Below are 23348 nucleotides of genomic sequence, written 5' to 3'. Positions count from 1 at the left end.
AGCGAAGGATCTTTTCACACAGCAGCGTCTGTCCGTAAGCCGATCTTGTAAAGGAGGGAGCGAGCGCAATAGGCGTCGCATTCCAATCGGAGACTTGATCATGAATAGAAAATCTACGGTTCAAAAAGAGCGGCTACGAAAGCTAGCCGAAGTGACGGAAACGTTTCGAGCGTCAGAATACCGCGCAGTAATTTCGCCAATCCAAGATAATGCGGAATTCCGGTTTGTCGGCAGTATGCTCATTCAGTTGCAGCGGTTAGAGGAGTTTGTCATCTCGGATTTGATGGAAGCTCATGAGGACGACGTCGAAGACGAAATCGACGGTTGCATTGTAGGTAACCTAATGAAATGGAGCGAGATCATCGGGCAAATGGTGCGAATACTAGAGGCTTCGCGTGATCGCGCCTGGAGTATTTTAGACGAGATTGAGTAGCCGTAGCGCTGAAAAAGCGGAGTTGACCGACTAGCATGATTAGTGGTGGGTCGGCGGCCAGCAACAGTTACGTGCCGCCGACCGCCCTGCGTCGTTTGGAAAAGACCTGGCTTATCGGGTAAAATAACTACGGTCACTCTGAAAACGATCAAGCGATTCTGTAAAAAAATCGGCCGACGAACTGATAAGCAAATGAGAGATTGCTTATCGGTCATATTAGCGAACACTGAAAATCGATTTTGTAATAACCTTCCTGATTGCAAATGCGACACCGATCTCTCGATCTGTGAGGTCTCGCCGTGACTAAAAAGCAACCTGCCAATGACGGTCTTTCTCCAAGACGCGCTTCTCCTAAGCAGGGGACCGCGCTTCGCGGCCTCTGGACGATCGAGGCTAGAGCTTACATTGAATATTCAACCTGCGCGTTGACCCGTTCCGGTCGGAGGCGAGCGAAGGCTAGGTGGCGCAGACAGTCCCCGGGCAGCCGCCATCTTCACGGTGAACCAGAGCGCCAAAATCGACGACGTCGATCTGCAGACCTGGTTCGCCTTGATTGCCCCGAGATTGAAAGCGCCAGGACTGGTCCTGATCTCATGAGCGCCGCCGTTCAGTGTTGAGGCTTAGGCGGCTGGCTGCTTAGATTCCAATGCGCACACAACGTGGCCAACAAGCGTGTCTGTCGGTCTCCAAGAAATTCAGGCTTCCAAGTAGCCTGAGCTCGGGCCTCATTGGTTAAGATGAACGGAGAAGCCTTGCCTTTACCTGTGAAATATACGTTCTTCTTCGTCTCGAAATCGTAGTTGCTGGCAGATGGATTCTTGCGGATGTGGAGCGGTACGAGATTGGCCAATCTATGGGTCCATGAATCCCGTATCGCCTCATCAGGAAACCACTTCATCCATTCCGATCCCTCCGGCGGCGTTTGCGGAAGAACGTGTTCAAGAGAGAGCTGATCAAAAGCCTGTTTCTTGCTTCCGTCGCTGACAAGTGCTTCTAGCCTCAGTATCAGCGCCATGCGCCCCTTGGGCAGGCGTCTGTAAATATCCCCGTCAAGGGCCTCGATGAATTCCTGCTGCTGCTCTGGTGTTAGCTTGAGTGTGGTGAGAGCTTCCACATCACCCTTGAACGAGGCCGGTTCGATCTCCTTTGTGAGGGCGGCGAAAGTCTCAATGCGCTCATTAATTCCCTCGCGGGTAACGAGCAGGAAGTACGCGAGTCGCTCAAGCTGCTTAAAAAACTCATTGAGAAGCGTTGGTTTGTTCCTGAATCTTTTGAAGTAAAGGAGCGCGGGAGGAACCCAATCTTTGAAATCAATCCTGTTAAGCCAAGAGAGATGGTCATTTATCGACTCTGCCAATTCCGTGGCTTCAAAGCCGGCCTCGCGGATAAAATCCCATACTTGCGCATACGGTTCGATGACATTCTCGATCAGCTCAATAGGCGAGCTGTATTCGGTGACATTCTCCTGAAATTCCTTGACCAGGGTCGCCCGCTGCTTTTGCTTCGTGTAGATGGTCCTAATATGTCCAAAGAGCTCCCCGAATGCATCCCTACCAAGCGCGGTTTCGATCTGGCTCCATTTTTTTGCATAGGCGTGACTCTTGACCTCGCCAGCAATCCTTCGGATCGATCCGAGAATGTTTGCTTTGAGGATATCGATGGGCGCAAGGTCGAGTCCGCGGTTGTTTAGGACCGAGAAGATACGATAAGCAGCCTCAAGATCAGGCGTTGAGATCACGACCAATGAGCAATCATTGGCCAGAAATTTCCAAAGCGCGTCGCGATCTACAGGAGAGAGTGCCTGCGCTTTGCTCATGAGCAGCTTGGCGTTCTCGCGATAACGAAGTCGGCTGTCTTCGAGCTTTTCCGTGCTCTCTATCAGTCGTTCGATCCCGCCGGGCTCCTGGATGAATGTGCGAAAAAACGCAGCGTCTTCTTCGCGCGCGAGCAATCGGTACTCGTTCTTTTCGCCAAGGCTCGCCTTGCCCTTCTTGTAGAGGAAATCCGTTATATCATCGGCTGCTTCGGGCATCGCCGACCGCAATGCGGCGAACAGCATTGTTAGTGTGCTAAGACGCTGCTGCCCGTCCACCACCGAGGATTGCCTACGCCTTCCTGCAACATCGTCGCCTCGCACACGCGGGGCGGAAAAAAAAGAATCAACGGTCCCCCGCCTCAGCCAACCATGCCCGCCGTGCGTCACGCCATCGTTGATCTCATCCTTCGACCGCCGTCTCAGCCATGCCCGCATTGCCGGAGACAAATCCTTGAAAAACACCGGCGCAAACACGTTCTGCCAAAGTAGTGCTAGGACCTGGACTCATTAACGCGCAGCCAGCCATACCCTGATCGATGCAAGCTGTACGAAGGCAAGGTAGTTAGCGGCGAGCCTGTCGTAGCGCGTTGCCACCCGACGACATTGTTTGATTCTGTTGAAGAACCGCTCGACCTGGTTGCGAGCGCGGTAGAGATAGGGACTGAAGCAGATCGGATCGCTGCGATTGCTTTTCGGTGGAATGTTGGCCCACGCGCCCTTCTTCATGGCAAGCTCTCTGATCCAGTCGGCATCATAGCCACGATCCGCAAGCAGCATCGACCCGGATTTCAGTCGAGACAGCAGTTTTCCAGCGAGTCGAACATCATGTGCCTCGCCGGGGCTCAGCGCCAGCCGTACCGGCAGACCCTTGCTATCGACCACCGCATGAATTTTGCTCGTCAAGCCGCCGCGTGACCTCCCCATCGCCTGGCGCTGGTTTCGTGTGATGCAGGCTCCATGCTGATGCACTCGGACAATGGAGGTGTCGATCATCTGGACAGCGGCATCATGGGCAGCGGCGAGCGCGTCGATGATGCGGCCCCAGACACCAGCCCGCCGCCAGCGGACGAACCGGTTGTAGCAAGTGGTGTATGGGCCAAACGCTTCGGGCAGATCACGCCAAGGTGCCCCGGATCGCAAGACCCAGAAGATGCCATTGAGGACACGTCGGTCGTTTACCCGAGGAACGCCACGCGGCTTGTTCGGCAACATCGGCTTGATGGCAACCCATTCACAATCGGCAAGTTCGTAGCGCATGATTTGAGCCCCAAATATGCGAGTTGAATCATGAGCGCCCGGCCAAACGCAACCTTTTGGCTGGCGATGGTTTGGCGCTTTCAGGTCAAAGCGGACATCTGCCACACGACGACCCCCGCTCAAATCTTGCGCTTCCACTTGGCCACGCGACCACCTTTGCCGCAGCACGATGGCGCCGCGCGCATCGTGGCCCACGACGTGGAACGAGTTCTTGCCGATATCGATCCCGATCACGGCGACTGCGGTATTGGGTGTCTGAGACATGGCGTGCTCCTTGTCTTTAGCGCCCCTTGCCAGCTTCGCTTGCTGGCGGGGCGAGAGCACGGCCGGGCCATCCCATTCTGATGTCCCCAGTCAAGCACACAGCGCACGGTTTCCCATCTCCACGAGGACTCATCGTGAAGCTCTTGCGCCGATGGATCGTGCAGAGGAGAAGGCGGGACCCAAAGACGTCGGTGAACAGGCTCTGATGCGCGGGTTGGATACCGCATTTCCGTTTTTTCGTCTGGGGCTGTCCCTGGTCTAGCGTCGGGCGTCGATCGGATGATCGGCCACATAATGGGTTTCAGGATTTCCCCTGCCGTGGTCCCACCTTCACCTCTGCACGATTGATGTCTGCGACTACTCCTTTGCAACAAAGGGGGCTGTGGGCCGGTCGAGCGCACCTCACGATTCGAGCGGTCCACAGCCCCCAACGACGTTACGCCTGTCGAGGTGGCATGAGCTCGCGATTGATTGCCCAAATGAAGGCGGATAGCTCGCGGGCAATCGCCGTGACGATTACGGTTCGCCGCTTGCCCTTCCGCTCGAGTGAGCGGAAGCGTCCGCACAATCTGGTTTGCGCTTTCCACGCAATCTCTCGCGCGCCTCTCGGCGCGGCCTCCACCTTAGGCTGCTTGTCTCGGCTCACGCGCGGCGGATATCGATAGCTCCAGGCCGCCTCCACAAGAATACGTCGCGCCCGCCCATTACCGGCTTTGGTGATGCCGCCGCGCTTGACCTTGTCGCCAGTCGAGTTTTCCGTGGGCACCAGACCCAGATAGCCCATCAGCTCGCGCGGATTTTGAAAGCGGGAGAGATCACCGATCTCGGCCAGCACCCCCACAGCCGCAATGAGATCAATCCCCCGCATCGCCTGCAGGGCCGCGACAACCTCGGCAAGCGACCACTCGGGTACCACCTCGCGGATGGCATCTTCCAAACGCTCCATCCGCTCACTTTCCTGGCGTATCCCCTCAAGTAACTCTTCGAATGCGATGCGCTGCTCGCGATGCTCGAGCTTCTGCGACATCAGCCATCTCATGTGGGCTGGTCCCCACGTTGTCTTGCCCGGATAGATGCGTCCCAGCCGCAGCGTCAATGACGAGATCTGTTGACGCTTGCCCTGGAGGTCCTTCTTCACTGCCTGACGGGCGCGCGAGAGATCGCGCATAGCCTCATGGCGCTCGTCCGGCACCCACACCGCGGTGAGCTCGCCCGCGCGCAACAGCTTGGCGAGGCTTACCGCATCGCGCCGGTTCGTCTTCACTCGATCGCCGGCCTTCTTCGGAACGAGCGAGGGGGCCACCACCAGGCAGTCATGGCCGAGGCTCTTGAGCAGTCTGTAGAGGCCATATCCTGTCGGCCCTGCTTCGTAGCAAAACGTCAGATGACAGCATTTCGCTGCAAGCTTTGCCACCAGCTTTCGGATCGCTGCCTCCGTGGCAGAAAACTCCCCGAGATATCGTACCTCGCCGCCACGGCCGCCATCGGCAATGGCTATTGCATTGCGCGATTTTGACGTATCGATTCCGACAAAGACCTCGGTATGATGACCCACGACTCGCCCTCCTTGTTTGAGGCTCTGCCCGGTCCATCCAGGCAACCCTCGTCGCAACATCGAGGGTGAGTCGCCTCATTTTGTGGAGGGGACATACAGTCTAGCGGACGTTAGTCGGACCGTGTGGCCGACTCGTCGATTTTCATGATCGGCTGGCCTGCCTTGATCTGCTGGCCGACGCGATCACGCACGATTCAAGTTTTGTTTTTTTGACTTTGGGGCAGGCAAATCTCCGCCCACGTGGTCGTTGAAACGGTGCGCGGCGATGAACATGGCGACGGCCGACCGGCAATAGGATTCAATGTCGTCCTCTGCTCTCGCCTGATCGAAGCGTGCGATAATCAAGAGATCGGATCCTTTGAAAAGCGCGGCAAACAAGCGGGCGGACCGGAGTGGATCGGGCACGTTCAGAACCGCCTTCGCGTGCAACTGACGCAACAGGGCCTCGATTTGGGCGATGATATGGGCGGGGCGGGCTTCGTAATGGAGCTTGCTTAACGACTTTTGATTGGTCTTGTCGGCCATGATCATGGCTTCGACATTGCTGACGTCCGGCCTCATCAGCATGCGAAGCAGGGATGATCCCACCGCCATGAGCTGATCTTCGGCTGAACCGTCGACGCCCTCAAACAGAGCCTGTGCAAACTGATGGCAGCCGGCCGCGATGGCCGCGCTGAACAGCGCCTCCTTGTTCTCGAAGTGCCTGTAGATGCTGAGCTTGGATATCTTCGCCCGCTGGGCGACCTTGTCCAATGTCGTCGCTTGAAAACCCAATTCAACAAAGAGTTCGCTCGCGGCGTCGATGATCGTTTGGCCAAGCGCCTCGTTGGCGGGCCGGCCGCGCCGGCCCCGGCTGTTTTCGGTCACGGCAGTTCCAGTACTTGACAGTATCCTAATTCTTGAATTATGATACCATGAAGTATCTGAAATGCGCAAGCCAATGGGTAGGTCTCGACCTGTCCTCCAACGGAGCCCATCACCATGGATGACGTCATCATCATCGGCGGCAGCTTTGCCGGTCTCGCCGGCGCCCTGCAGCTCGGCCGCGCCCGCCGCAAGGTCACCGTTCTCGATACGGGTCTGCCACGCAACCGCTTCGCCGGCCACTCGCATGGACTGCTCGGCCACGATCACAAGCCGCCGCTGGACATCTTGGCGGAGGCGCGGCGGCAGTTGGCGCGTTATCCCGCGATCAAACTTGTCAGTGCCCGCGCCGACAGCGTCTCCGGCGCGATCGACGATTTCAACGTCCTCACTGGCGATGGCAAAAGCCTTGGGGCGCGGCGCCTGATCCTGAGCTATGGCGTCGCCGACCAGATGCCTGATGTTCCGGGCTTTGCCGAAAGCTGGGGCACGTCCATCGTGCCCTGCCCCTATTGCGACGGCTTTGAAGTCGCCGGCCAGCATTGGGGCCTCGTCTGGTCCGGCCCGCAGTCGCAAAATCAGGCCAGGCTGTTCCTCGATTGGACCGACAAGTTGACTGTCTTTGCCGATGGTCACGACATTCCGCCCGATATCCAGGCCGATCTGGCGCGCCGCAAAATACCTGTCGTCGATGGCCGGATTACCGAGATCGCCCATCACAAGGGCCATATCGCCACCGTCAATCTCGATACGGGCAGCAACGTCGCAGTCGACATCCTGTTCGCCCATCCGCGCAACAAGCCGTCCGCAAGCCTGCACGAAGCACTGGGCCTTGCCACCGTGGCTACGCCCGCCGGCATCGTCCTCAAGGTCGACGAGCGCCGTCAAACCAGCACGCCTGGCATCTACGCCGCCGGCGACCTCACCACGCCCTTCTTGCCCTCAGTCACCCAGGCATCATCGCAAGGCGCGATGGCGGGTATCTTCGCCCAGCAGTCGATGCTGGTTTGAGCGCACAGTTCAAAGAGGAGCGCTCCCCGATGTCGCCAGTTCAAGTTACAGAGAACACCTTCCACAGTTCACGCAACAGCACTTTCTATTTTGCAAGCGGCCCGAGCCAAGGCACGCCGGTCATCTTCGTCCATGGCTGGCCAGAACTTGCATTGAGCTGGCGGCATCAGCTTCCAATCTTCGGTGCACTCGGCTTCCGGGCGATCGCACCGGACTTGCGGGGGCATGGAAGGTCCTCGCTCTACAGCACGCATGACGCCTACGCCCAGCGCGAACTCGTCGCCGACATGATCGAGTTGCTCGACTCCCTCGGTCAGGAAAAGGCGATCTGGGTGGGGCACGATTGGGGAGCGGTGGCCGTCTGGAACATCGCCAGCCACCATCCGGACCGTTGCCTCGCGGTCGCCAACTTGTGCATACCCTTTGCAACGTTCGAGCACGGACTTGATGTGCTCGTCGGGCTGGTCAACCGCGATCTGTACCCACAAAGCGAATATCCGTTCGGCAACTGGGAGTACCAGCGCTTCTACGAAGAGCATTTCGAGAAGGCCACCAGCGCCATGGAGGCGAACGTCGCAGCAACCTTCAAGACGCTGTTTCGTGCGGGCGATCCCGATGGGAAAGGCAAGCCGGCGGTGGCGTCCCAGATTCGCCGTGATGGAGGCTGGTTCGGCGGAAAGGGCGTCGCTCCGAACGTTCCTCGTGATGAGCGGATCATCACCGAGAGCGACCTGCACGCCTACGTCTCAGCCTACGAGCGAACGAGCTTTTACGGCACCGCCTCCCTCTACATGAATCATGCAGCCAACGCTCGCTATGCACTTGAGGCATTGAATGACGACCATCTCGACATGCCCGTTCTCTTTCTGGAGGCGGAATATGACTATACGTGCGACTGCGTGAACTCGCCTTTGACCGAACCGATGAAGAAGCTTTGTCGCGATCTCACGATCGATAGGATCTCCTCAGGGCACTGGATGGCACAAGAAAAGCCTGTCGAGGTCAATGCAAGCCTCGCGCGCTGGCTGGGTGCGAAGGTTCCGCAAGCATGGCGCGGTTAAGGTCCCGGGCGGCCTCGCGCCGTCGCCAAACTCGCGCACAAAGAAACGGGTTCGGTTGCCGCGGGGCTCCGGTGTCTCGGAAAGCCGACTGACAGGCTGCCCCCGCAGGACACCCTGCGCCACTCCCAACTCAGGATCTCCGATGACCGACGACCTTCCCATTGTGCTCCTCCATGGCTCCGCCACCGGCTCCTACTCTTGGGCCGCGGTCCGCACGGGTCTGGAGGCGCACGGCGCCAGGGTGTTGGCACCCGACATGCTTGGGTACGGACGGTCGCCCACACCGAGCGAGGCGTGGCAGCCAAAGGACGAGGTGGCCCACCTGCGCGGCTGGCTCGACATGCAGGGCGTCGGCGCGTTCCACCTCGTCACCCACTCGATCGGGACATTTTTCGGGCTACACCTGCGGCTGGCCGTCGGGTCTCGCGTGGCGCGGCTCACGTTGGTCGATCCTATGGTCATCAGCGTGCTGCGCGTGCCCGGGGAGGAAGACGCCCTGCGCGAGGTGCAGACCCTCTGCGATCGGTTCATGCGCGCGCTGCCTGATCACGCTGCGGCCGCCTGCCTGTTGGTGGAGCACTGGAGCGGCGCCGGCGCGTGGAACGCGCTGGGCGAGAAGGGGCGTACGCTGGTTGCAGGGCTCGTACCGCGGCTGCGGCTCGAGATGACCGCCAGCGCAGCCGATCGGACCACGCTCACCGAGTTCACCTCGACCGCGGTGCCGGCCTCGGTCCTCGTCGGCGAGCGAACGTCGGCCGCTCCGCGGTCGGTGAGCCGTCTGCTCGCGGGAGCGTTCGACGCCCGCACGGTCGTTGTCCCCGGGGCTGCACACATGATCCCGCTGACCCACCCCGCCGCGGTCGTCGAGGCGATTCATGCCGACATCTGAAGGAAACCTTGACATGAAGCACTCCCATCCCATCCTCGTCACCGGTGCCGCTGGCCAAGTTGGAGCGATCGGACCGAGCGTGACGAAGTCTCTGCTGGAGCGCGGGCTGAAGGTGCGCGCCATGGTCCGCCAGGATGACGGACGGGCGGAATCGCTGAGGGCACTTGGTGCCGAGGTGATCGTCGGAGATTTGTTCGACCTGGACGCGGTGCACCGCGCCGTGGATGGCTGCAAGCGCCTGTACTTCAGCATGTCGGTCAACGAGAAGTATCTGGAGGCTACGACGAACGTGGCGGTGGTTGCACGGCACCACGGCGTCGAAGCATTCGTCAACATGTCCCAGATGACAGTCTCGGAAATGAGCATCCGCGAGACCGCGCGCAGCCCGCAGCACAAGCAGCACTGGCTCGCCGAGCAGGTCTTGCAGTGGAGCGGCTTGCCGGTGGTCACGATGCGTCCGACCGCCTTCATGGACGCGTTCTTCTGGCGATTTGCCGTTCCGACGGTCACCGCTCAGGACGCGCTGATGTTGCCCTTTGGAGAGGGAAAGACGTCGCCAATCGCCGCCCACGATGTTGCGCGGTGCGTGACAGAGGTGTTGGCGAATCCCGAGTCTCACCTTGGAAAGGTCTACGAGCTGACCGGTCCTCGTGCGGAGACGCTTCGCGAGGTCGCCGAAGATTTCACAAGAGTCTTGGGGCGTCCAATCACCTACATGAACATTCCGATGGAACGGTGGCTGGGGAGCCTGCAGTCCTTTGGCGCATCCGAACACGTGGTCGCGCACCTGGAGTCGATGGCACTGCTGCACCGGGATGGCCGATACGACCGATCCTCCGACGATGTGAAGCTGCTGACAGGTGTGTCACCGATGTCGATCGAGGATTTCGTGCGCGCGCATCAGAACGACTTTCTGAAGGCAGACGCGCGCAAGCCTTAATCCTTCGCTCGCAGGCCGGATGAACTGCATCGTCTCGGAAGTCCCCGGCGGTCACCACTGCGCCCAGTGACCGGTAGCCTGGAGGCGAAAGCGCTGGAGACGATGCGCGCTTTGGCATCGGAGAGCTTCGTCAAGAACGAACCAGAACAAGGATATGTCATGGCAGAGCGAAATGCGGATCAGGTCACCGACTGGAAGGGCCAAAGCGGGGAGCGCTGGGTCGTCCACGAGGCCCGGCTCGACGCCAGACTGGCGGTGTTCGGCCAGGCCGCGATCGAAGCCGCCGCGCCCGCGGCGGGCGAGCGCGTGCTGGACGTCGGCTGCGGCGCGGGCGCGTCGAGTCTGGCTCTGGCCGCCCGCGTCGGCGCGGGGGGCCAAGTGCTGGGCGTGGATATCTCCGAACCGCTGATCAGCCGAGCGCGCGCGCGTGCGCCAAAGGATACGCCGGTCCTGTTCCGCGTGGCCGACGCCAGCAGCGCCGAGCTGCCCGAGGGGGCGTTCGACATCCTGTTCTCGCGTTTCGGGGTGATGTTCTTCGACGATCCGACAAAGGCGTTCGCCCATATGCGCCGCGCGCTGAAGCTGGGCGGCCGGGTCGCTTTCGTCTGCTGGCGCGGCGTGGCCGAGAACGATTGGATGCGCCTGCCGATGGGCGCGATCAAGGGCATCGTGCCGCCGACGGCGCCGCCCGATCCCGAAGCGCCCGGTCCATTCTCGCTCGGCGACCCGGGGCGGGTTAATCGGATCCTGACGGCGGCCGGCTTCACTGATATCGCTCTCGCGCCCTTCGATGCTGCCGTCCCGCTTGGCGAGGGCGCGACGCGGGATGCGGCGATCGCCGAGGCGGTGAAGATGACGTTGGAGGTCGGCCCGCTGTCGCGCGCGCTCGCTGATCAGCCCGAAGACATCCGCGCCCGCGCCTCGGCCGCGGTTCGCGCCGCCTTCGCGAGTTGCCTTGGTGATCGGTCGGTGGTGGTCCGCAGCGCGACGTGGATCGTCACGGCGCGCAATCCGGCAAGCTGAGGGATTAAGAGGGGAAGACGCCCGCGCTCGGTGGCCTTTGGCCGGTCAGCGGGATCAGATGAGGGCGTATCCACGGTGTCGGAGCAAAGCGATTTATGAGCACGCGCCCTAGTCTAGGTTTCTCTGACTAGTTCTGCGGTGGCTTCATCGCATTAGACCGGGAAGAAGATGGAGCCACTCGGCCGATTGGGTAGCTTGGTGTCGAACTGAAGAAGACATCCTCTGGATGGGCGTTCTCATCGGCAATGTGCCTAGCTGTCGCGTGCGCCATGACGGCAGTGAGCTGCCTGCATTCATAAATTGAGGGGCAACAGCGAGAGTAAGACAAACCGGGCAGAGCGTTCTGGTGGATGACGAAAATGCCTTCGATCGCGCGGGCTGAGCCGCAAGAAAGTTGTCCACGACACCGAGATTACTACGGCGCGATGGATCAAGCCTGCCGAGGAGCAGGACAACCTCCCGCAAACGGAGTCAGTCTGCGGACTGATAAGGAAACTAACAAAACGGAGTCAGTTGATCACTGATAAGGAAAAGCCACAAACCTTATCAGTCTCACGAAAAGCTTATAAGTCACAGGTAGGCTCTGCAAGTAGGCAGTAAGATCCGTACCGGGTTGAGGTCCGCTCCTTGGGATGGTCGCCGTTCCACCTAAGACGGGCTGACGCTCGCATTCTTCGCCTGGATGCATGCCAAGACACTCGGCACGCATCCAGAAGCGGAACGCTAGCTCTCCAGGGAGAGCTGAACCCGTCGCCCATGCCCCAATCTCTTGCGAGCGAACCTGAATGATCGTCTTGCCCTGCCGTCGCTGGGCCGAACTGAAGGTGGCGAGTGCCTCGTCGACGGAGGAGACCTTTCCGATGTTTGTCCGCAGTCTTCCGTCCCGCACCCTCTGGACGATCTCGCTCAATTTGGCGGCGTCCGGGCATTAAGTCACAATCACGATCTTTGCTCAGGGGGCAGGGATCGTAAATTGAAATAGAGCACCCTGCGGTTCGCACGCGATCGCCCACAGCCGTCCGCCGTGGGCTTGAATGATCGAGCGGCAGATAGATAGCCCCATGCCCATGCCCTCGGGCTTTGTCGTGTAGAAAGGCTCGAACAGGCGCGAGAGGCTCTCCGAGCTCAGCCCCGGGCCGGTGTCCCGCACCCCGACGCGCACGCCACCTTCGGAGGGGTCGACGCTGATCTGTAACTCGCGTGGGCCTTCCAAAGTACCACTCATCGCCTGGATAGCGTTAACGATCAAGTTCAGCATCACTTGTTGCAGTTGGACCCGATCGCCTTGAACACGCGGCAGCTCAGGCAACACACGCGTGCTCACTGTGACGCCGGATTTGACAGCTTCGCTGTAGGTCAGGACTATCACCTCATCGATCGCCTCTTTGAGGTCCACGACCTCCGCCCGCGGCGCGTTCTGATTTGTGAGATCACGCAAGCCACCAATGATGCGGGTGGCCCGGTCGGCGTCTTTGATCATGTGCTCGACAGAACCTCTTGCCTTGTCGTTGTCCGGGGGCTGTTTCGCGAGCCACCGCAAGGCGGCACCTCCATCGATCGCCACTGCGGCAAGCGGCTGCTTGAGTTCATGCGCGATAGAGGCTGTGAGTTGACCGATCGTGGCGATGCGGTTCGCGTGCGCCAGGGCCATCTGCAACTGGCGGTATTGTTGCTCACGACGAACAATCTCCAATGCAATGGTTGCCTGCGCTGCGAAATCTGTGACCAGTTCGATCTCTTTCTCCGTAAAGTGCTCTACGTGCTGCCGCGCAAAAGAAAGTGATCCGATTAGCTCCTCGTTTCTTAGCATCGGCACGAAGAGGAGCGTCCGAAAGCCTCTTTTAACCTGAGTCACGGCGAGAGGCTCTCCCGCACGATAGAGTTCATGTGCGGCTACGTCGGGGATGTGGAACGGCAACTTCGTTGCGATCAGGCGATCATAGAAGCTGCCGGGTCCCACCAGCTTTGGGGGCGGTGAAAACTCCTCCAACACGGTGGGGCTCACTTTGCTCGCAACGAGACGAAGACCTGCTTCCTCCATAAGACGGAAGACACCCGAATCAGCTCGCGAGAGCCGTCTCGCGCTGTCGAGGATGGTGTCGAATACGGGCTGCAAGTTGTGTGGCGAACTTGCAATGGCGCGCAGCACTGCCGAGATGGCCGCCCGCTGACGAATGACCTCGGCCAGCTCCATTTGCAAATCCGAATGGCCGTGAGCAGCTTCAGGCGCCTCGCCGGCTTTGAACTGGTTCATCGCCGCTCCTTCCCGATCTACCTTGCCGTCGGATATGGTACAGCTCCAGCCGCCACTCGGAAAGTTCTCGCGGGGTTCGAGCTTGAGAAAAATGCGTCGGACGTTCGTTCTGGCCCAACAGCGTCAGTTGACCGTCTGGCGACCACTTCCGGTGTTGCTCGATGAGCGGACGTATCTCTGCGCTCGTCGGCCAGTCTCAAAAAGGCGAGAGGACTAAACCGCTAGCGCGGTAGGACGCTGCGGCAGGCGACACAGCCAGGAGGATAGCGCAACGGAGCGTCTTCTCTTGAGATGAGGGGTTCACAACCATTCACCCAGGACGGGAGCATCTCATGATCGACGAGGCAGTGAGCACGTTAAGCGCGCGCATGAGCGAAGACATGACGATCGGCAGGTTCGCGCCCAAGACCCCACATGAGTACGAGCATAGGGCCAAGAACTTCGCGGCGTTTGACGCGTGATCGCGGAGACGGCAAGCTTTGAGGACGTGCGCCGCTACCAGCTCCATCTGGCCGCAGGTCGGCTTGTCGATGGAGCCTTTTTCGCGTATCCGATTTGATATTCAAGGGGAGCGCGATAAACGCCGCGTTGACTGATGACTCCTACCAACGTACGAGAGCGCGTGCAGGAGCATGCAAATGACCCGCAAGTCGCCTTTGCTGTAGCGGCTGGCGACGCGCTCGGATCATCGCGCGACATTTAGTGGGTGTTGGAGCGGAAGAGCTGTCGGAACGAGGGGGCACACTCGTCATCCACGTGACTGGTTCATTTCTGATGGGTGCTTTCGTCGGACTGTTCGCCACTAAAGAGGACTTATCACACTTGACAGTCGGCATGTGCGGGGGCTTCTCTCTGGACCGTTACTACCTGATTGAGCGCGGACAAACGTTGGCGTCCTTTGTTTACATCGCACCGTTGGTAACTCTGTCCGTTGCAGCACTGATCGCCGCGCTACGGCTCGCTCGCACGTTTCCCTGACCATACGGCTGCACGCGATGAGGAACTTGCTGCTCTCCTGGGGATTTGGGCGCTGCTTTCAGCAGGATTTGCAGCCCTTACAGCCATCTTCGCAAAGGTCGGCATTGAGTACATCAATTCCGATTTTGCGACGCTTATCCGCACTGCGGTCATCCTGTTGATGGCTGCACTGATCGTCTGCGCCGCAGGTAATTGGCAACAGCCATCCACCGTATCGGCCAAAACGTGGTTGTTCCTTATCCTGTCGGGTGCCGCGACGGGCGCTTCATGGATTTGCTACTTTCGCGCATTGAAGCTCGGGGATGTCGCGCGCGTTGCTCCGATCGACAAGCTCAGCGTAGTCTTCGTATCACTATTTGCTGTGCTCTTCCTAGGTGAACGGCTTGCGCTGCCAAATTGGCTCGGCGTATTTCTGATCGCCTGCGGTGCCGTTCTCGTTGCCTACCGATGCTGATGTGCATTGGCACCGCTATGCGATCAAGGAGCGTCTTGCTTAGAGAAAGACCCAGCCGGTCCTAGCGCCTACTCAAAAATCCACTTAGTGAACTAGGCGAGAGAGTTGTCCCGCCAATCGCGACGACCATGAAAATGCCCTCAAGATTGCGGTGAAAAATTATGCCGCGGTTGTTGCTGTCGGTCCGATCATAGCCGCCGTCCGCTGCAAAAGGTGGTCCTTCAGGGCATGACGAAGGCGGCGAGGGGCATGGCTCAGAGCCCGCTGACTGGTCGCCAGCGCATCCGCTGCCCCTACGACGATTTGTTCCCGAAGCGCGGCATCAAACACCAACAGCAGTTAAGCTCGGGATACGAAGGCGCAATACAGCTCACATTCGGTCCGCGAATTGAGGAATTAGGACAATTCATTTGGAAACGGATGACGTCGCGTCCTAATATCCAATCATGTCCTTGACTATGAATAATTCGTTCTGGCCCTCGCGATGGGGGCTTAAGTGCCAGGGTGCGCTTTTGGCGGCGCCGGATCTATTGCTCGCAAGGTTACCGGTGAAGCTCGCTGCTCTTTCTGTGGCGAAGCTCGTCGCAAATGACAGGCAGCCTGCAGGCGGGTGCCGAAGGTGGACTCGAGACCTCGACTCGCGATCGGCGCATTGCTCTCGGTCGTACTTGGCGCTGCTTGGAATCTCGCTGGCTTTGGCGTGCCAGAGGGGCTTATGCGATAGTGGGCGCCACAGCTTTCCTTGGCGTCTCGATGAAGACGCCGATCACGGCTGTCTTCCTGACTCTTGAACTCACGCAGCTAAGATAAGGATTCCCTGATTTCTATTGCGGCAGGAACCATCGGCGCCACAGCGGTGCAGGAATGGAATCGTTCCGTTGGCAGCATCTGAGCAAGGGTCCCGACCGACGGTCGAGCGACCAGTCAGGTGAAGGTGAGAGAGGCCGATCTATCTGTGTAGTTGCGGTGCTGGGCGAAGCATCGATGAAGTAATTGTCAGAACGAGCGCAATACGGGGTACCGCCCTTACGACGGGAGGCCACAAACCAGTTAGCGCCCTGGGCAGGCCTCATCGGAAGTTGCAAGTTGAGGGCCTGTTCAATGGAGTTTCGCCATTTACGCTACTTCGTCGCAGTTGCCGAGGAGTTGAGCTTTACGCGTGCGGCCGAGCGCCTCGGCATCAGTCAGCCACCCCTCAGCGCACAGATCCGCCAGCTCGAGCAGGAGCTCGGCTCGCAGCTGTTGATTCGCCGCGTCCGAGGCATGGAGTTGACCAATGCCGGAAAGGTGCTTCTCGAAGAAGCGCGGCTCATTCTGAAGCAGGTTGCAGCGACGAAAACATCGGTTCGCCAGCGCGCCAGGGCGGAGACTGGACGGCTGATTCTCGGGTCTAGCGGGGGCACCTATTTCTATCCGCTTATTCCGCAAATTATCCAGGAATACGGAAAACGTTATCCGGACATCACTTTAATCCCTCAGGCGAGCAACACGGCACAGCTGACCGCTAGATTGCGAACCGGAAACATCGATGTTGCCGTACTCCGGTCGCCGATTGGTGGTCGCAGCGGACTCGTTCTCGAGCCGCTGGGCTCAGAGGACTCTGTTGTGGCGCTGCCCAAATCGCACAAGCTGGGGCGCCTGGAGTCAGTGCCGCTTGCGCTATTGTCGAAAGAAGTCTTTGTGTTCTATCCGCGCGAATTGAACCCCGACAATTACGACGCCGTTATAGCCGCCTGTCGTGCCGCTGGATACAATCCTATTTTGGGCCAGCAGGCGCCACAAACCGTCGCGATTCTTCCGTTGGTCGCTGCGGGCCTTGGCATATCGATCGTCCCCCGTTCCGCTACCAAACTGTTGTCCACCGACATTACATACGTGCCCATTGAAGGACATGTACTGCGCTCAGATCTCTGCCTGGCGCGTCGGAGCAGAGATGCTTCGCGCGCCGCGAGAGATTTTGTTCTCCTCGCACGCAGCCTGGTGCGTGCGAAAGGGGCCATGGGAGAAAACGGGGGCAATTCCGCTTAACGGCCTTAGGCTGGATTCCGCAATCGAAATTCAGGGGCGATCGCCCTCGATCCGTGAATTTGCGGAGTCGTTATTTAGAGGTTTGCTCACTGCTTGCGAGGACAGTCCTGATGCGGGCAACTGAATTTGCCATGAATCGCGAGAGCGTATGCGGGCCGGGCTCTAAGCGAGAACTATCCATTAGCTGACCTGATCTGGAGACCCCATGTTCGCATCGTTCCTGAACCTAAAGAGTTCGTACAAGATTGGCGGAATGTTCTTGCTGCTCACAGCGATCGCGCTGTTGGTCAGCGCGCTGAGTTGGAGGAATGTTTCGATCTTGGAGCAGGCTTCACACTGGACCACGCATACGTACAAGGTCTTGGATCAAGTCAACGGTATGACCGAGGCCATGGTGAATGCAGAGACAGGTGTGCGCGGTTATCTGGTGTCGACCGATGAGCGCTTTCTTGAGCCGTTCAATAATGCGGAAAAGAAGTTCGCGGCCGTCTGGTTGGAGGCGAAGAGGCTCACATCGGACAATCCAGTCCAGCAAAGACGCTTGGAGGACATTAAGACAGCTTCGGCGAGTTGGTTCGACACTGTTGCGCGCAAGGAAGTGTCTCTTATGAAGGGCGGGCAAACTGTCGAAGCGCGGCAGTTCGAAGCGTCCGGCGCCGGAAAGAAATCGATGGACGCTCTGAGGGCGCTTGCAAAAGAAATGATTGACGACGAATCATCTCTGCTGTCGGCACGAGCCGCCACGGCCGCCACCGCCGGTTCTTCGACCTACGTAACGATCGCGGCGGGCGGAATCGCAATGATCATCATAGCCGTCGCCGGGCTACTCGCCATGAATCTGAGTCTTACACGCCCTATGGCTCAAATGACCAGAGCCATGGATAGGCTTGCCCGGAATGAGCTTGCGATCGAGATCGAGCACGCGCATCGCCGGGATGAGATCGGCAATATGGCGAAAGCTGTTCAGGTGTTCAAGGATAATGCCATTCGAGTGCGGCAACTCGAGGCGGAGCAAAAGGATATTGAAGCGCGGGGGGCAACAGAGCGCAAGAACGAGATGCATCGGCTTGCCGGACAGTTCGAAGCGGCGGTGGGAGAGATCATCGATACCGTGTCCTCCGCTTCCACGGAGTTGGAAGCTGCCGCGGGAACTCTGACCAAGACGGCAAGGTCCACTGAGGATCTATCCCTGGCTGTTGCCTCCTCATCCGACCAAGCCTCCAGCAATGTTCAGTCGGTCGCTTCAGCGACTGAGGAAATGACGTCGTCCATCGTGGAAATCGGACGACAGGTCGAAACCTCCACGCGCATAGCTCGGCAGGCGGTGATCCAGGCGGAGGCGACCGATGGACGGATCGTCGTGCTAACGGCAGCGGCAGGGCGGATTGGAGACGTCGTTGAATTGATCAACGCGATCGCTGCCCAGACCAACCTTCTTGCACTTAACGCAACGATCGAGGCCGCCCGGGCTGGCGAAGCCGGTCGGGGGTTTGCCGTGGTGGCTGCGGAGGTCAAAGAACTCGCTGCGCAGACCGCAAAGGCGACACACGACATTTCTGAACAGGTCGCGGCCATACAGGCCGCGACGCAGGAGTCGGTGACGGCTATCAAGGAGATCGGAAGCACGATCGGCAACATCTCGCAGATCACCGCAACGATCGCGGCGGCTGTCGAAGAGCAGAACGCCGCTACACGCGAGATCTCGCGCAACGTCCAACAAGCCGCGGCAGGTACTTCAGAGGTGGCCACAAACATCGGACAGGTCAACAATGGAGCCGCCGAGACTGGCTCGGCGGCGAGCCAGGTACTGTCTTCCGCTCAGGCGCTCGCAGCAGACAGCAGTCGGCTCAAGTTGGAAGTCCGCCAATTCCTTGAAACTATCAGAGCGGCGTAAGGCGCAACGAGCAGGGCAGGCCGACCGAACTCCGTGCTGTCGAATTCGGGCGAGCGTCTGGCGGCGTGCTCGCCGAGAAGTCCCAAGCGTTGGATGGGTTCTTCTAGGGGCCCGTCGAAAAGAGAGGTCCAGAATGCATAAGTGCTCGGTAGAAGAGATTCTCTCGACATCGTGGGACAGGAAAATCGCCTACGATCTTCTCGCCGAATTGGAGGCCTACACCGGTGCACGGCGGTCGGATGTCAACGAGGTGCGAACCTTTCTCGCCTGCAAAGCTCAGCGCGAACTCCTCGAGCGGTTGCAACGTGCGCGCGGCGATCGCAGGGCGCAGAGCGCAGTGAGGGCTGTCGCGCAGGCGATGCGCGACTATGCGTCGGAACGTCCGGTCCTATCCGCCGCGGCGTTTCTCCTTCCTGCAAACGACAGCCCGGAATGGCGCGATGCCCACGCCCGGCTCTTTCAGTTCATCAGGGATCAATTCGTGGAGTGCGGCTTGTACCGCGGAGATGTGGAGGTGGCGTTGTACACTTTGCAAAGCCTAGTCCGCGGTTTCGTACTGAACGAGATGTTTGACCCGGTTCTTGCGGCAGTTCGTGCCGACCCTTTTAGCACCGCGGTCGAGATATTCATCGCCGGGACGACTATCCTTTTGTCCCATGAGGGTGCTGCGGATCCATCAAGCGTGCAATCAACAGGAAAGGCTGCAAAGTAAATGTAATTGAACTCGGAAAGAGAGCGGGAAGCGGAGGCAGTTGCACATGGTCGGCAGCTACAGCCTCAGGTGAAGCTTGCGGCGATGGAGCTATCGCCAGATGCACTTGTCCAAGCGCTGCAGGCGGCTCTTGCGGCTGCCGGGCTGGCCAAAGGCTGTTCAGTAAAGCGCACGGCCGCCACCCCGGTGCCCTTAGATGCTATTTGTCTGCGGCTTTACGACATATTGGACGACGTGATCAGCCTCGAACGTGTCAGGCGTCTGTAGGCGAGTATAGGTGCGCCAGCTCTGCTCGCAGACGGTGAAGAACCAATCCAACGGCAGGAGAGACGGGCGTGAGCTCGCGTCTTTGTTAGATGTCTCGCGGGCGCTTTGTGGCGGCGGCCTGGATCAGCATGGTGACCCATACGCAAAACATATGGAACGGGTGCTGATAAGTCTTGGACACCGACAAAACGTTGGCACTACTTCTTTGCAACCGAACTCGGAAACGTTCCGCGTTGCGTCTTTGATGATGCATCTGTCGGAAAATAGCGTTCTGCGAAATGCATCGTCAACTCTCCGTACCCCAATCGCGCATTGAACTATTTGTGCTGGAGGACGAGCGCGGCACCCGCGAAATGATCTCGATGGTGTTGACGAAGGCGGGATTTGAGGTTGTCTGCTTTGCAGACTCCGATGCATTCCTGGCGACTGCGCGAAAGCGAATTCCCGCTGGCATGCTGATTGACGTATTCGTTCCAGGCAAATCTGGGATCCAACTCCTTAAGGAGCTGCAAGCCGAGAAGTATCCAGCCCCTGTAATTGCGATGTCGGGCCGAGGCGACATATCGCTGGCTGTTTCCGCGATGAAGTTTGGCGCTCTTGATTTCATCGAGAAGCCGTTTCGGGGCTCTGAATTGCTCGACCGCATCACCAGCGCCCTACAGCTCTATGAAGAACGGCAACGCAAGTATGCAGAGCTTGACTTGGATTATTTCCCGGGAGCCGAGCCACTGAGCAGGCGGGAACGACAAGTGTTAGAGCATTTCATCCTGGGAGATTCGAACAAGGAAGCGGCACGAAGTCTCGGAATCAGTCCGCGGACGGTCGAAGACCATCGTTCGCATATCATGAGGAAGCTAGGGGCCAGGAACTATGCCGATCTCATTCGCATCGTTATGCGGACGACCCTACGGGATTCATCTTGAAAGGACACCGCAGGGTGCATCTCCGACAAAGCGCATGGAATTCTCTTTCAGAGGGTCGAAAACGACCGCGCGCATCGCCCTGATGCTAACCGGCGCTATTGCGCTGGCATTGCAGCCTGGCGCTCCCCGTCTTGTCCGAGGTGCTGGTTACCGACTGGCAGTGCAGATTTGGTCTGATCACTTGAGCTCGGCAATAAAGCGCCAGCTCGGGAGTTAAACCTACTCGGAGTTGCGACTGAATGGGCTCACAGCGCATTGAAACAGCGTGACTTAGCTTTGTGTTTGGATCCGTCGCATCTGTCAATACCTCACCCCAGAGCAAACGTTCTCGGCGTTTGAATGGAGACGGTTGATGATGGCGAAAATGATCCTGCCTGTAGCGCTGGTTGCCACTACTATGCTTGCTATGCCCCTGAGAGCCTACGAGAACCCTCGGACCGAAGGGCATTTCACACGCCATTACTTGAGCATCTCCCCCACTGGCCAAAGCACAGCTGGGACTCTTTGGAACTCCCCGACGCCAGGCGACAGCTATCCGGAAGCGCCCGCGAACCAGCCAGGGGGCATTTGCGACCATGGAGATAATCCGCAGATTTGCTGAGGAAAGAGGAAAGCTGGGGCGTATGAGTTGGGGAGCTCAGCGACTTGCTCGCAGATGCTAGAAGTATCTTGCGCGGCGCTTACCCCCCGGGACAATTGCGCTCGCGTCAGAAAGCTATTTGCTGGGTTGCGCCAGACGCGCTCAAGCTCTAGGGCCTGAAGGCTGCCTCCGACGAGATCATGGCGAGGGGGCAAGAGCGCCCTCCCTCTGCCTACGCCGAGATCATCGAGTAGCGTGCCCGCCTGATCAGCTCACAGCCGAGCACCCTCAAAGTTTTTCTCGAAGGAAAAGCAAGTGGGCCCGAGCGGTCGCGGGTTGAACGGCTTGATGCATCCAAAGGTTGGAGAGAAGTATTGTCCCATATGCATAGCGTGAAATGCCAAATTAGAAGAATTCATTTCCAGAATAGATGAGTCAAACCTAGCTTCTTCGTGTGCCCGATTTGGGTTCGACCAGAACGGAGGTAGTTATCATGAAGACAGCGTTCCGCTGTGGCACTCTGCCGCTCGCGGCCATCTGCTGCGTAGGATACGTTCTCACAACTATGCAGGTGGTCCATGCCGCGCCCCCAGCAAAAGAAAGCTGGTTTCTGAGCCGAGCTGACGGAAGTAAGACTTATGGCTTCACGATCCTGGATCAATGCCGCGCATCCAAGCTCAACGGCAGTGGCTCTTGCAATCGCGTGTCAGCCCCCGCCAGCGGGAACGCTCATGCTTCTGCTGAAAAAGTCGGTACGCACTAGCTGAAGAGTGGACTCAGTTCGGCTCGACTATTGCCGGTTGAAACTGCAGCGGTGGTCAGCCGACCTCGACCAGATCGGTATGGTTGACAAGGCTGCGGTTGCACCTCGATCGGCATCGGCAACCGTCGCTCACGTGAATGTCCGGCGAGCCGGGAAGCCCTCACTGTTATCGAGCAAAGCGCATGAAGTTCGTTCCCCGAATGTCGACTGTGGTCGCCCGCATCGCCCTGACACTCATCGGCTGTGGCGCTGGTATTGCAGCATGTCCACACCCCGTCTCGTCCGAGATGCTGGGTGCCGAATGGCAGTGCACGCGTACGCTACTCGTTCTCGTGACTTGTTCTCGGCAGGACAACGTTTGGACCGCCTCGGAACGATCGCCACAAAATCGGGTGATGCGCCTCCACGGGGTTGAACCTGCTCCCAGCTCCGACGAATACCGAACGTCCGAACATCCGGATGGCGAACTAAAGCAACCCTGAGTCGGCTCACAACCGCGAAAATGCGCTAATAGCAACTCTTGTGCAGGTCCGCCAAAGGTTGATGAAACCAGTACGGATATGCCTGTAGCACAGATGGCTGCTACCGTGCGTTCCACACCTGAGAGCTCAAGAGAACCCCCGAGAGCAGGGCATTGCGTGACCATCGTCCTCGCCGGCGTAGCCACAGCTGGACATCTCTGATCGCCGCCCGTTAGCGGAACGGAAATCTCGCAATTTGAACAGGACTGTGTCGGGCGTAGGTTTGTCCACTCGATTGAGCAGTCGAGGAAATGACGATTGTTTCCTCCCTGCTCAATACGAGCACCGCAAGAATTGCGCCCGCTCAGAACACGTCGACCGACCGCTCGCCGCGACAGATGCCCCGCTTCGAGTGCGCCTCAGACGAGTCGCTCTCAATCGAAGCGCTTTGCATTGCTGCCATCGCGGCAAGACACCTCGGCTGCAGAGCGCACCTGACGGGATTGCGCCGTTGGAATGAGAATGGAGTGAGCGCTGCGGCAGGCAACACAGGCGAGGCAGAAAGGAAATCAGGATTCGGATTGAACGCGCATTGTCATCGGCGGCTTTGCTCCCCCTTTGGCCAGCGGATACATGTCAAGCGCCGCTCGTCTCTCTGCGATGAGCTTTCGTTACGGCAACCCGACTAACTTTGCCGACAGAAGCGCGAGGTCCGGTCTCCAGATCGGAAGCGAGGGGCAGGCAAGCCTGCCTCAGGGCCGCCAATGAGTTCTGTGCGTCAAGTTCAGCAAAATTGATCATGGGGTCCGGCCGAGCCATCCCCTCGGAGCCGCCGTCGCTCGCTTGCCCAAAAGCGCAGCGCTGGCGAGCGACGGCGGCGGAGAGGGGTGGCGTGCATCCCCTTGGTGGGCCTGAGCATCG

General features: G+C 58.9%; 18 protein-coding genes and 2 pseudogenes. 13 read left to right on the top strand and 7 right to left on the bottom strand.

Annotated elements, in window-relative coordinates; translation table 11 throughout:
• Window positions 1–100: 100 nt before the first annotated feature.
• Complete coding sequence (locus tag EAV90_RS15915; RefSeq protein WP_129143944.1) at window positions 101–433, top strand: hypothetical protein; 333 nt, start codon at window positions 101–103, stop codon at window positions 431–433.
• A gap of 607 nt (window positions 434–1040) precedes the next feature.
• Here the strand turns inward: EAV90_RS15915 and EAV90_RS15910 are convergent.
• From EAV90_RS15910 to EAV90_RS15890, 4 genes are all read right to left on the bottom strand, one after another.
• Window positions 1041–2492 (bottom strand): DUF262 domain-containing protein, encoded by a 1452-nt coding sequence (locus EAV90_RS15910; RefSeq protein WP_245509543.1) that lies wholly within the window; start codon window positions 2490–2492, stop codon window positions 1041–1043.
• A gap of 264 nt (window positions 2493–2756) precedes the next feature.
• Window positions 2757–3506 (bottom strand): IS5 family transposase, encoded by a 750-nt coding sequence (locus EAV90_RS15905; RefSeq protein ID WP_129144032.1) that lies wholly within the window; start codon window positions 3504–3506, stop codon window positions 2757–2759.
• 700 nt (window positions 3507–4206) lie between these two features.
• The gene (locus tag EAV90_RS15895) at window positions 4207–5325 is read right to left on the bottom strand and encodes an IS110 family RNA-guided transposase (RefSeq protein ID WP_129143943.1); all 1119 of its coding nucleotides are present in this window, start codon (window positions 5323–5325) and stop codon (window positions 4207–4209) included.
• A 183-nt stretch (window positions 5326–5508) separates the two neighbouring features.
• Window positions 5509–6192: a TetR/AcrR family transcriptional regulator gene (locus tag EAV90_RS15890; protein ID WP_129143942.1), complete on the bottom strand. Its 684-nt coding sequence runs from the start codon at window positions 6190–6192 to the stop codon at window positions 5509–5511.
• A 114-nt stretch (window positions 6193–6306) separates the two neighbouring features.
• Here EAV90_RS15890 and EAV90_RS15885 point away from each other — a divergent pair, with 114 nt between their 5' ends.
• The 5 genes from EAV90_RS15885 to EAV90_RS15865 all read left to right on the top strand — a co-directional run bounded on the left by EAV90_RS15885 (window position 6307) and on the right by EAV90_RS15865 (window position 11113).
• A complete protein-coding gene (locus EAV90_RS15885; protein ID WP_129143941.1) occupies window positions 6307–7200 on the top strand; it encodes an NAD(P)/FAD-dependent oxidoreductase in 894 nt (297 codons plus the stop codon).
• A gap of 29 nt (window positions 7201–7229) precedes the next feature.
• Window positions 7230–8261, top strand: a complete 1032-nt coding sequence (locus tag EAV90_RS15880) for an alpha/beta fold hydrolase (RefSeq protein WP_129143940.1) — start codon at window positions 7230–7232, stop codon at window positions 8259–8261.
• A 142-nt stretch (window positions 8262–8403) separates the two neighbouring features.
• A complete protein-coding gene (locus tag EAV90_RS15875; RefSeq protein ID WP_129143939.1) occupies window positions 8404–9150 on the top strand; it encodes an alpha/beta fold hydrolase in 747 nt (248 codons plus the stop codon).
• Between the two features lie 13 nt (window positions 9151–9163).
• Window positions 9164–10090: an NmrA family NAD(P)-binding protein gene (locus tag EAV90_RS15870; RefSeq protein WP_164936960.1), complete on the top strand. Its 927-nt coding sequence runs from the start codon at window positions 9164–9166 to the stop codon at window positions 10088–10090.
• 159 nt (window positions 10091–10249) lie between these two features.
• On the top strand, window positions 10250–11113 hold the full coding sequence (locus EAV90_RS15865; RefSeq protein ID WP_129144030.1) for a class I SAM-dependent methyltransferase: 864 nt from the start codon (window positions 10250–10252) through the stop codon (window positions 11111–11113).
• Between the two features lie 778 nt (window positions 11114–11891).
• Here the strand turns inward: EAV90_RS15865 and EAV90_RS40600 are convergent.
• Window positions 11892–12035, bottom strand: a pseudogene (locus EAV90_RS40600) (NADP-dependent oxidoreductase); the annotation flags it as partial.
• A 30-nt stretch (window positions 12036–12065) separates the two neighbouring features.
• Entirely contained in the window at window positions 12066–13367 is a 1302-nt protein-coding gene (locus tag EAV90_RS15855; protein WP_129143938.1) for a sensor histidine kinase, read from the bottom strand.
• A 332-nt stretch (window positions 13368–13699) separates the two neighbouring features.
• On the opposite strand from EAV90_RS15855, the gene EAV90_RS41250 reads away from it, so the two are divergent.
• Together EAV90_RS41250 and EAV90_RS15845 are read left to right on the top strand one after the other, a co-directional pair.
• Window positions 13700–13828, top strand: coding sequence for a hypothetical protein (locus EAV90_RS41250; RefSeq protein ID WP_283810476.1), 129 nt, complete (start codon window positions 13700–13702; stop codon window positions 13826–13828).
• Between the two features lie 534 nt (window positions 13829–14362).
• A pseudogene (locus EAV90_RS15845) lies at window positions 14363–14799 on the top strand (EamA family transporter).
• A gap of 159 nt (window positions 14800–14958) precedes the next feature.
• On the opposite strand, the gene EAV90_RS41720 reads toward EAV90_RS15845, so the two are convergent.
• A complete protein-coding gene (locus tag EAV90_RS41720; RefSeq protein ID WP_430644732.1) occupies window positions 14959–15129 on the bottom strand; it encodes a LysR family transcriptional regulator in 171 nt (56 codons plus the stop codon).
• A gap of 258 nt (window positions 15130–15387) precedes the next feature.
• Here EAV90_RS41720 and EAV90_RS41715 point away from each other — a divergent pair, with 258 nt between their 5' ends.
• The 5 genes from EAV90_RS41715 to EAV90_RS15815 all read left to right on the top strand — a co-directional run bounded on the left by EAV90_RS41715 (window position 15388) and on the right by EAV90_RS15815 (window position 20623).
• Window positions 15388–15609, top strand: coding sequence for a chloride channel protein (locus EAV90_RS41715; RefSeq protein WP_208738504.1), 222 nt, complete (start codon window positions 15388–15390; stop codon window positions 15607–15609).
• A 291-nt stretch (window positions 15610–15900) separates the two neighbouring features.
• Window positions 15901–16827 (top strand): LysR family transcriptional regulator, encoded by a 927-nt coding sequence (locus EAV90_RS15830; protein ID WP_129143937.1) that lies wholly within the window; start codon window positions 15901–15903, stop codon window positions 16825–16827.
• Window positions 16828–17032: 205 nt separating this feature from the next.
• Window positions 17033–18721: a methyl-accepting chemotaxis protein gene (locus tag EAV90_RS15825; protein WP_129143936.1), complete on the top strand. Its 1689-nt coding sequence runs from the start codon at window positions 17033–17035 to the stop codon at window positions 18719–18721.
• Between the two features lie 133 nt (window positions 18722–18854).
• Complete coding sequence (locus EAV90_RS15820; protein WP_129143935.1) at window positions 18855–19433, top strand: TetR-like C-terminal domain-containing protein; 579 nt, start codon at window positions 18855–18857, stop codon at window positions 19431–19433.
• A 545-nt stretch (window positions 19434–19978) separates the two neighbouring features.
• Window positions 19979–20623 carry a response regulator transcription factor gene (locus tag EAV90_RS15815; RefSeq protein ID WP_129143934.1) on the top strand — a complete coding sequence of 215 codons (645 nt, stop codon included), beginning with the start codon at window positions 19979–19981 and terminating at the stop codon, window positions 20621–20623.
• The last annotated feature ends 2725 nt before the right edge of the window (window positions 20624–23348 follow it).

The organism is Bradyrhizobium vignae (assembly GCF_004114425.1).
Taxonomy (GTDB): domain Bacteria; phylum Pseudomonadota; class Alphaproteobacteria; order Rhizobiales; family Xanthobacteraceae; genus Bradyrhizobium; species Bradyrhizobium vignae.
This window is presented reverse-complemented; position numbering and strand designations above follow the sequence as displayed.